The sequence below is a fragment of the Amycolatopsis sp. NPDC051071 genome (genome assembly GCF_040682875.1).
Classification (GTDB): Bacteria; Actinomycetota; Actinomycetes; order Mycobacteriales; family Pseudonocardiaceae; genus Amycolatopsis.
In genome coordinates, this window is the sequence record NZ_JBFBBY010000247.1 from 1 (window position 1) to 8,868 (window position 8,868).

The following is an 8,868-nucleotide window of genomic DNA, read 5'->3' on the forward strand; positions in this document are numbered from 1 at the left end:
GGTCGACGAACCACTCGTGGCCGAGGAGTAGTCCGAATACGGGCACCGGGAGTCGGACGAGCAGTCGCATGACGGGGGCAAGCCTGCCGCGCGGACGAAATTTGTCCGATGGGGACCCCTCATGACACACCTCAGGCCGCGCGGACGGCGCCTTCCACGGCCCACCGGCCCGAACGCCACCGCACCAGCAGGGTCGCCAGCCGCAGCACCATGAACAACGACAGCCCGGTCCAGATCCCGGCCAGTCCCCACCCGAACGCGAGTGACAGCCAGATCAGCGGCAGGAAGCCCAGCCCCGCGCTGAAGAGCGTCGCGTTACGCAGGAACGCCGCGTCGCCCGCGCCGAGCAGGACGCCGTCCAGCGCGAACACCACGCCGGCGATCGGTTGCAGCGCGACGAAGAACCACCACGCGTGCGGGATCTCGCCGAGCACACCCGCGTCCGCGGTGAACACCTGTGGCAGTACCCCGGCCAGCGACGCGAACACGACGCCGAGGAAGCAGCCGAGAATCAGTCCGTACCAGGTGATCTGACCTGAAACGCCCCGCGCCCGTTTGCTCGAACCGGCACCGAGCGCGGCCCCGACGAGTGACTGCGCGGCGATCGCGAGCGAGTCCAGCACGAGCGCGAGGAACGTCCACAGCTGCAAGACGACCTGGTGCGCGCCGACGGCCTCCGTGGACGTCCGGGCGGCGACGGCGGCCGCGGAGACGAAGCACGCCTGGAAGGCGAGGCTGCGCAGGACCAGGTCGCGGCCGAGGCCCAGCTGGGCACGCATCACCTTCGGCTCGGGCCGCAGTGGCACCCGCTCCCGCACCAAGGCCGCGATGAACAGCGACGCCGAGATCACCTGCGCGACGACGTTCGCGATCGCCGAACCTTCCAGCCCCCAGTCCGCGCCGTACACCAGCACCGGACACAGCACGGCGGAGATCCCGTTGCCCGCCAACACATAGCGCAACGGTTTCGCGGAATCCTGCACCCCGCGCATCCAGCCGTTCCCGGCCATCGTGATCAGGATGAACGGCGTCCCGAACAACGCGATCCGCAGCCACGAGACGGCGGCGTCGGTGATCGCGTCGTCACCGGAAAGCACCCGCGCGATGGGCCCGGCCAGCAGTTGCCCGGCGAGGATCACGACGAGGCCGACGATCACCGCCAGCCAGGTCGCCTGGACACCTTCGCGGACCGCCTCGGGACGACGTCCGGCGCCGTGCAGCCGCGCGGTCCGCGACGTGGTGCCGTAAGAGAGGAACGTCAGCTGGCTCGAAACCTGCGAGAGCACCACGCCGCCGACGGCGAGCCCGGCCAGCGGAAGTGCGCCGAGATGCCCGACGACTGCCGTGTCCACCAGTACGTAAAGCGGCTCGGCCGCGAGCACACCGAGGGCGGGCACGGCGAGCCCGAGCACACGTCTCGGCGGGATGCGCTCGTCGATGTCAGAAGCTTCAGGCACCTCAGCAGACTAAAGGTCTGGTACGACAGTCCCATCCGCCGGGAAGACGATTACCGGCCGTTCGGCCTCACCGAACCGGATCACAGCAGCGGCGCCCTCCGCAGTGCCGCCTTCAGCTTGCCGAGCACCTCGTCCGCCGTGCCCTCCGCGGTGCATCCGGCCGCCTGGCGATGTCCGCCGCCACCCAGTTCCCCGGCCGCGGCCGAGACGTCGACGCCGCCCTTCGAGCGGAGCGAGACCTGCCATCGCCGCCGCGGTCCCGTGGGCTCGGCCTCTTTCAGCACCACCGCGACTCCCGCCTCCCGAGTGGACCGGACGACGTCGACGACCGCTTCGACCTCCTCCGAACGCACGGTCCGCGCGGCATCGAGGGTCACGACGGCGTACGCGAGCCCGAAGCCTTGCGCCTCATCAGGCTCGAGCCGGGCATCCGAGAGGACGTCCGAGAGCATCGGCAACCATGCGAACGGGTGATCGTCGACGATCTCGCGAACCACCTTGTCCGGGTCGACACCGGCTTCGAGCAGCTTCGCGGCCATCAGGTGCGTGGACGGCCGGGCCCGGCGGAACCCGCTCGTGTCGGTGACGAGGCCCGCGTACAGGCATCGCGCGATCGGCTCGTCGAGTTCGGTGCCGAGTTCCGCCAGGAGGGCGAAGACCAGGACGGCGGTGGCCTCGGCGGTGTCGTCGACGACGTGTTTGGTGCCGAAGAAGACGTTGGAGGCGTGGTGGTCGATCACCAGCACGTCGCCGCCTGCCGCACGGACGGCGTCCACCCGCGGCGCGAGTTTCCCGAGCCTGCCCGGGGTCGGCGTGTCGAGCGCGACCAGCAGCTGTTCACTCTCCGGAAGCTCGCTCGCCGGAACGTAGAGCCCGCCGACGTCCAGCCCCCGCAGGGTTTCGGGCATCTCCTCGGGTTCGCCGACCGACACGCGGACCTTGACGCCACCGCGTAGCTGGAGGGCGCGGCCCAAGGCCAGCGCGCTGCCGAGCGCGTCGGCGTCCGGACGCACGTGGCCGAGCAATGTCACGTCGTTCGCGCTTGCCAGCAGGGCGGCGGCGTCCCTGAGGTCCTGCGCCAAAGTGGTCGTCACAATCAGTCAAGCTACGCTCTGCGGGATGTCCGAGTACGCGATCCTGGTCTACCCGTCCGCCAACCGGGTCTACACCGACTCCACCCCGGCCCTGCTGCGTGCGGAGCTGGCGGTGTTCGGCCTGTCCGCGCTGGAGACCGAGATCTCCGAGATCGGCGACACGGAATTCGGCGGCGTCGGCTACCTCACCTTCAGCACGCCCGCGCCGCTGAGTGAACGCGATCTCGCGCTCCTTTCGAACCTTTCCGCGCTCTACGCGTTGTTCGAGGTCGGCGACGGCGGCCTGAAGCCGGTGACGATCAGCCCGCTGGCGAACTTCGACTCGGATCTGCTGACCATCCAGAAGTACCCGGGAAAGACGAACGAGCTGTTCACCAAACTCCTCGTCAACGTCACCCTGCTTTCGACGGCGGACCCTGCCGCGCTGCTGGAGAAGCCACTGCACTTGCTGGACCCGCTGTGCGGCCGCGGCACCACGCTGAACCAGGCGATGATGTACGGCTTCGACGCGACCGGACTCGACGTCGACGGCAAGGATTTCGACTCCTACGAGCTGTTCGTCAAGACCTGGCTGAAGCAGAAGCGGATCAAGCACACCGCCGAATCCGGTCAGGTGCGGCGTAACAAGGTCCGGCTCGGCAGGCGGCTCGACATCGGTTTCGGGATCACCAAAGAGCAGTACAAGGCCGGCGAGGTCCGCAAGCTGAGTTACCTCAACTGCGACACGCTCACCACGGACGAGCTGCTGCGGCCGAACTCCGTCGATCTCATCGTCACCGACGCCCCCTACGGCGTGCAGCACGGCAGCCACCGCACCCAGGACGCGTCACTCGCCCGCAGCCCGCGCGACCTGCTCGCGGCGGCCGTCCCGGTCTGGACGCGGGTGCTGCGTCCCGGTGGCGCGCTCGGCATCTCGTGGAACACCAACGTCGCGCCGCGCGCGGAACTCACGGCGATCCTGGAGAAGGCCGGGCTGGAAGTCCGCGAGGACGGGCCGTTCGCCGAGTTCTCCCACCGGGTCGACCAGGCGATCGTGCGGGACCTGATCGTCGCCGCCAAACCCGCCTGACGCGGTCCGTCCCCGATCACCGCGAGTAGTCCTCTTCTTGCGGTAGTTCGTGTCGCCAACCACCGCGACCAGTCCTCTACTCGCGAACGCACCCCAGTGGTCCATGCCTTCCACCATCTGGAACCGGCACCGGCTTCGTTGACCGGAACGGGCACAACTTCCTAAAGTCGGCTCGACGAGAAGGAAATCGGCGCTCACCGCCGCATCGACGACCTTTCCTTTTCGATCTTCCCCGCTTTCGCTGAATTCGTGCTGCCCATTTCCCGCGAGACAGGTGTCTTATGACCAGTGACCTCGACGCGCCACCGGCACCGGCCCGGCCGGAGGAGCAGTTGAAGATCGTGCCCGCCCGGCGGCCGTTGACCTGGCTGGCCGCGGCGGTCGTCGCCGTACTGGTGGCCATGGCCGGACACGCACTGGTGACCAACCAGGCCTGGGAATGGTCGGTCGTCGCCGATTACGTGTTCGCCGACGCCGTTCTCTCCTCGATCGTCCTGACGGTGGAATTGACGGTCTTCGGCGTGGTATCGGGTTTCGTGCTGGGCACGATTCTCGCGATCATGCGCATTTCCCGGAATCCGTTCCTGCGTTCGGTCAGCTGGACTTATACCTGGATCTTCCGCTCGGTCCCGCTCATTCTCCAGCTGCTTTTCTGGTACAACCTCGCCATTCTCTACAACCAGCTTTCGTTCGGTATCCCGTTCGGCCCGTCGTTCTTCTCGGTGGACACGATGAGCTTGATCCCGCCGTTCCTCGCGGCCGGGCTCGGGCTGGGACTGCACCAGGCCGCCTACTCCGGCGAGATCGTGCGGGCCGGGCTGCTGTCGGTCGACCAGGGACAACGGGAAGCGGCCGCCGCGCTGGGCATCCCCGCCGGACGGCAATTCCGCGGAATCGTGCTGCCGCAGGCGATGCGCTCCATCGTGCCGAACGCGGCGAACGAGATCATCGGCATGGTCAAGAACACCTCGCAGGTGTACGTGATGGCACTGCCGGAACTCTTCTATCAGGTCCAGGTGATCTACAGCCGCAGCGGCCGCGTGATCCCGCTGCTGCTGGTGGCCACCGCCTGGTACTTGCTGCTGACCACTCTTCTTTCGGTGGCGCAGTTCTACGTCGAACGGTATTACGCCAAGGGCGCGTTGCGCACCGTCCCGCCCACACCGCTGGAGCGAGCCCGCGCCGGTCTGGCGAAACTGAAGGCGATGCCCCGATGAGCGACTTCAAGGTGGACGTCCGGGGAGTGCACAAGGCCTTCGGCGCGCTGACCGTACTCGACGGGGTCGACCTCCAGGTCCGGGCGGGAGAGGTGACCGTGGTGCTGGGCCCGTCCGGCTCCGGCAAGTCCACCCTGCTCCGGCTGATCAACCACCTCGACCGCGCCGACCGCGGCTTCATCAGCGTCGGCGGCGAACTGATGGGCTACCGGCGCGCGGGCGACCGGCTGCACGAACTCCGCGAACGCGAGATCCTCAAACAACGCACGCGGATCGGCTTCGTGTTCCAGAACTTCAACCTGTTCGGCCACCTGACGGCGCTGGAGAACATCGTCGAGGCACCGGTTTCGGCGCAGCGCCGGACCCGCGCGGAGGCGACGGTCCACGCACGCGAACTGCTCGCCCTCGTCGACCTTTCCGACAAGGCGGACGCTTATCCGCGGCAACTGTCCGGCGGGCAGCAGCAACGGGTCGCGATCGCCCGCGCGCTCGCGGTGCGGCCCGAAGTCCTGCTGTTCGACGAACCGACGTCCGCGCTCGACCCCGAACTGGTCGGCGAGGTGCTCGATGTGCTCAAAAGGCTCGCCCGGGACGGCACCACGATGATCGTCGTCACCCACGAGATCGGCTTCGCCAGGGAAGTGGCCGACACCGTGGTGTTCCTGGACGCCGGCCGCGTCGTCGAGCAAGGCCCGCCCGCTCAGGTCCTCGACGCGCCGGAGCATCCCCGCACCAAGGCGTTCCTCGAAAAAGTCCTTTAAGGAAAGCTAGGAGTACCACCGTGAGAAAGCTCCTGTACCCGATCCTGCTCCTGTCCGCGGCCGCGCTGGCCGCGTGCGGGACGACCGAGGCCGCGGCCCCCGCCGCGCCCGAGGCCGGTACCGGCAGGGTCAACATCAGCGCACAGCAGAACCGGATCCGTGCGCAGAAGGTCGACGCCGTCGCGAACCTCGTCCCGAAAGCAGTACGCGACACCGGGAAACTGACCGTCGGCACCACCGGCAACGGCACTCCCCCGCTGTCATTCCGCGCCGACGACGACAAGACGGTGATCGGCGTCGAGACCGACATCGCGCAACTGGTCGCGGACGTACTCGGCCTGGAACTCGATCTCCAGGCGACGTCCTGGGAGAACCTCTTCCTGTCGGTGGAGACCGGCCAGTACGCGGCCGGGTTCTCCAACATCACGGTGACCGAGGAACGCAAGGACAAGTACGACTTCGCCACCTATCGCAAGGACACCATCGCCTTCGAGGTCAAGAAGAACCGCGACCTGACGGTGAAGGAACCCAAGGACATCGCCGGGCTGAAGGTGGGGGTGGGCTCCGGGACGAACCAGGAGCAGATCCTGGTGCGCTGGGACGAGCAGAACAAGGCCGCGGGCCTGAAGCCGGTGGAGTTCCAGTACTTCCAGAACACCACCGACTACTATCTCGCGCTGCAATCCGGCCGGATCGACGCCTACGCCGGCCCCAACCCGACGGCCTCGTACCACGTCGCCGTGGACGGGCAGACCAAGATCGTCGGCACCGTCTCCGGCGGCGGCCAGATCCCGGCCGACATCGCCGCGATGACCAAGAAGGGCAACGGGCTCGTCGAACCGCTGCGCCAGGCCATCCAGAGCGTGCTCGCGAACGGCCAGTACGCCGAGGTGCTCAAACGCTGGAACCTGGGGAACGAGGCCGTCGACGCCTCGCAGATCAACCCGCAGGGCCTCCCGCGCAAGTAGTCCTCTAGTTGCGGCGATCCCGCCGCGTCCCTTCGGCGGAACACGCGTGCTCAAACCCGTAACTCGCGTGCTTAAAGAGGTAACTCGCGTGCTTAAAGACGTAACTCGCGTGCTTAAAGGCGGAACTCACGAGTTGCGTCTTCCAGCACGCGAGTTACGCCTTCAAGCACGCGAGTTGCGTCTTCCAGCACGCGAGTTACGGGTGGGGGCGGCGGGGCGGAGGTGGGGTCAGCCGCCGAGGTGGTGCTGAGCCACGTCTCGCAGCTGGATCTTGACGTTCTCCAGGGCCGCCGTCAGGTCGTCGACCAGACCGGCGGCGTTCTGGATGGCGCCCTGCAGGGTGTCGGCGGTGGCGGTGTGCCCCAGCAACGCCACCACCTGGTTCTGGATCGCCTCGAGTTCGGCCTTGGTCGCCAGCGCGACGCCGGTGGGGACCTGGTCGGCGAGCGCGTCCACCTGCTGGGCTTGTTCCTGGATGCTCATCTCTCCAGGATGACCCCGATCAGGTGATGCGTTCCCCGACGAACTTCAACACTTCGGGCAAGATGCCCCGCCAGTAGTCGTCGTTGTGCTCACCGGGGGACATCTTCCCGACGGCGGGGTTCAGTTCCTTGATGAGTTTGCGGTCGGCGCGGACGAAGGGATCCGAGTTCCCGCACCAGACGCCGGTCGACGACGCCGTGAGATCGCCGGTGTGCAGCAACGGCTCATGCGATTCCCATTGTTCCCGGTCGGCGAAGACCTTGCGGGATTTGGCATCGGGCCAGCTGACGAACATCGCGGCACTCGCGACGGCGACCGCCTTCATGTCCTTGTGCTCACGGGCGTAGCGCAGCGCGCCGAATCCGCCCATCGAGATCCCGAACATCGCCGTGGGTGGCCGCAACTGGCGCTGGGCGAGCCAGCCGGGCAGTTCCTGCGACAGCATCCGCTGCGGGTCGTCGCCCTTGCCGACGTCCACCCAGTAGTTGTCACCGTCGACGGCGGCCACCGCGAAACCGGGCAGACCGGCCGCGACGACCTGGTTCAACGCCTTCTGCACGCCGAGGTCCAGGAACGTCCTGGCATCGGCGCCGCGTCCATGGAGTGCGACGCAGACCGGCATGCCGACCCGCGACACACCGTCGGGCGCGATGACGACGAGATTGACGGTCTTGTTCCGGGCCGCCGACCGCATCTGCTGCACGGTGACGGCTTCGGTCAACGGCGTCGGCCGGGTGGGCGGGTCCACCGGAAGCGGCCCCACCAGCGGACGTTTGTCTTCACCACAGCCCGCGAGCAGCGCCGAACCCCCCAGCGCGGCCGCACCCAGCAACAACCCACGCCGGCTCACGGCGTGGCCTGCTCCCTCAGCTGCGGGTCTCCTCATCGGCGAACTCATCGTCTTCGGCCTCTTCCCGCGGCGGCTTGTACGGGTCGGCTTCTCCGGCATGCTGCGCGCCGGTCGCCCGGCGGGCGACCTCAGCGTCGGCCTCCCTGGCCTTCGCGAGGAGATCTTCGATGCGCTTGGCGTCCTCAGGAATGCTGTCGGCCACGAAGGCCAGTGTCGGCGTGTAGCGGACTCCCGTGCCCTGCCCGACCTTCGTGCGCAAAACGCCACGAGCGGATTCCAGTGCCGCCGCGGCACCGGTGTGATCGGGAGTGGACTCGAGGTTCTCGCCCAGCACCGTGTAGTAGACCGTCGCGTCGTGAAGGTCCGCCGTGATCTTCGTGTCGGTGATCGTCACGTAGTTGAGCCGCGGATCCTTGATGTCGTGCTCGATCGCGTGTGCGACGATCTGCGAGATCCGCTTGGCGAGCTTACGAGCCCGAGCGGGGTCGGCCATGGGTTTTCGTCTCCTCGTGAAGTCTTCTGTCAGTCATCCGGGCCGAGCAGCCGGCGGTGGGCGGAAAGCAGTTCGAATTCCGGCCTGCCCGCCACCAGGCGCTCACACGAGTCGAGCACGTCTCGGACCTGCTCGCCACTCGCCGCGACCACGGCCACTCCGACCAGCGCACGCCGGTGCAGGTCCTGATGACCGGCTTCGGCGACGGAGACGTCGAATCGCCTGCGTACCTCGGCCAGCACCGGCTTGATCACGGATCGCTTCTGCTTGAGCGAGTGAACGTCGCCCAGCAGGATGTCGAGCTCCAAAGCTCCTACGAACATGTGGGTTCTGGGTTGTGTAGAAGCCTGTCGACTCGACGACGACGTCCACGCCGAGGTCACCCCATGGCATCGCGAGATCGCGTTCACTCAGCGGCGCGGGCGTGCTGAAGGTGAGGTAGCCGACGCCGCCGAATTCCGTGTCGCCGATCTCGG

Annotated in this window: 10 protein-coding genes; 4 read left to right on the forward strand and 6 right to left on the reverse strand. The window is 67.5% G+C overall.

What is annotated here, in order from left to right; genetic code table 11:
* Positions 1 to 131 precede the first annotated feature (131 nt).
* Positions 132 to 1,457: an MATE family efflux transporter gene (locus AB0M65_RS38780; protein WP_364039903.1), complete on the reverse strand. Its 1,326-nt coding sequence runs from the start codon at positions 1,455 to 1,457 to the stop codon at positions 132 to 134.
* Between the two features lie 80 nt (positions 1,458 to 1,537).
* The gene (locus AB0M65_RS38785; RefSeq protein WP_364039905.1) at positions 1,538 to 2,551 is read right to left on the reverse strand and encodes a DHH family phosphoesterase; all 1,014 of its coding nucleotides are present in this window, start codon (positions 2,549 to 2,551) and stop codon (positions 1,538 to 1,540) included.
* 25 nt (positions 2,552 to 2,576) lie between these two features.
* Here AB0M65_RS38785 and AB0M65_RS38790 point away from each other — a divergent pair, with 25 nt between their 5' ends.
* The 4 genes from AB0M65_RS38790 (at position 2,577) to AB0M65_RS38805 (ending at position 6,566) form a co-directional block, all read left to right on the forward strand.
* Entirely contained in the window at positions 2,577 to 3,620 is a 1,044-nt protein-coding gene (locus AB0M65_RS38790; protein WP_364039908.1) for an SAM-dependent methyltransferase, read from the forward strand.
* Between the two features lie 281 nt (positions 3,621 to 3,901).
* Complete coding sequence (locus tag AB0M65_RS38795) at positions 3,902 to 4,837, forward strand: amino acid ABC transporter permease (RefSeq protein WP_364039910.1); 936 nt, start codon at positions 3,902 to 3,904, stop codon at positions 4,835 to 4,837.
* A complete protein-coding gene (locus AB0M65_RS38800; protein ID WP_364039913.1) occupies positions 4,834 to 5,598 on the forward strand; it encodes an amino acid ABC transporter ATP-binding protein in 765 nt (254 codons plus the stop codon). Before AB0M65_RS38795 ends, AB0M65_RS38800 begins: the two co-directional genes overlap by 4 nt.
* A gap of 20 nt (positions 5,599 to 5,618) precedes the next feature.
* Entirely contained in the window at positions 5,619 to 6,566 is a 948-nt protein-coding gene (locus AB0M65_RS38805) for an ABC transporter substrate-binding protein (protein ID WP_364039916.1), read from the forward strand.
* Between the two features lie 228 nt (positions 6,567 to 6,794).
* Here AB0M65_RS38805 and AB0M65_RS38810 read toward each other — a convergent pair whose 3' ends face one another.
* From AB0M65_RS38810 to AB0M65_RS38825, 4 genes are read right to left on the reverse strand one after another with little or no spacing between them, the layout of a single operon-like run.
* Positions 6,795 to 7,049, reverse strand: coding sequence for a hypothetical protein (locus AB0M65_RS38810; protein ID WP_364039918.1), 255 nt, complete (start codon positions 7,047 to 7,049; stop codon positions 6,795 to 6,797).
* 19 nt (positions 7,050 to 7,068) lie between these two features.
* Positions 7,069 to 7,935, reverse strand: a complete 867-nt coding sequence (locus AB0M65_RS38815) for an alpha/beta hydrolase-fold protein (protein ID WP_364039921.1) — start codon at positions 7,933 to 7,935, stop codon at positions 7,069 to 7,071.
* Positions 7,916 to 8,392 (reverse strand): 30S ribosome-binding factor RbfA, encoded by a 477-nt coding sequence (rbfA, locus tag AB0M65_RS38820; protein ID WP_364039924.1) that lies wholly within the window; start codon positions 8,390 to 8,392, stop codon positions 7,916 to 7,918. The genes AB0M65_RS38815 and rbfA overlap by 20 nt, the downstream gene beginning before the upstream one ends.
* Before the next feature lie 29 nt (positions 8,393 to 8,421).
* The gene (locus tag AB0M65_RS38825; protein ID WP_364039927.1) at positions 8,422 to 8,715 is read right to left on the reverse strand and encodes a DUF503 domain-containing protein; all 294 of its coding nucleotides are present in this window, start codon (positions 8,713 to 8,715) and stop codon (positions 8,422 to 8,424) included.
* Positions 8,716 to 8,868 lie beyond the last annotated feature (153 nt).

Excerpts from the sequence above, each read along its gene's own strand:
- AB0M65_RS38790 (WP_364039908.1), top strand. The coding sequence starts at position 2,577 with ATGTCCGAGTACGCGATCCTGGTCTACCCGTCCGCCAACCGGGTCTAC.
- AB0M65_RS38795 (WP_364039910.1), top strand. The coding sequence starts at position 3,902 with ATGACCAGTGACCTCGACGCGCCACCGGCACCGGCCCGGCCGGAGGAG.
- AB0M65_RS38800 (WP_364039913.1), top strand. The coding sequence starts at position 4,834 with ATGAGCGACTTCAAGGTGGACGTCCGGGGAGTGCACAAGGCCTTCGGC.
- AB0M65_RS38810 (WP_364039918.1), bottom strand. The coding sequence starts at position 7,049 with ATGAGCATCCAGGAACAAGCCCAGCAGGTGGACGCGCTCGCCGACCAG.
- AB0M65_RS38815 (WP_364039921.1), bottom strand. The coding sequence starts at position 7,935 with ATGAGGAGACCCGCAGCTGAGGGAGCAGGCCACGCCGTGAGCCGGCGT.
- rbfA (WP_364039924.1), bottom strand. The coding sequence starts at position 8,392 with ATGGCCGACCCCGCTCGGGCTCGTAAGCTCGCCAAGCGGATCTCGCAG.
- AB0M65_RS38825 (WP_364039927.1), bottom strand. The coding sequence starts at position 8,715 with ATGTTCGTAGGAGCTTTGGAGCTCGACATCCTGCTGGGCGACGTTCAC.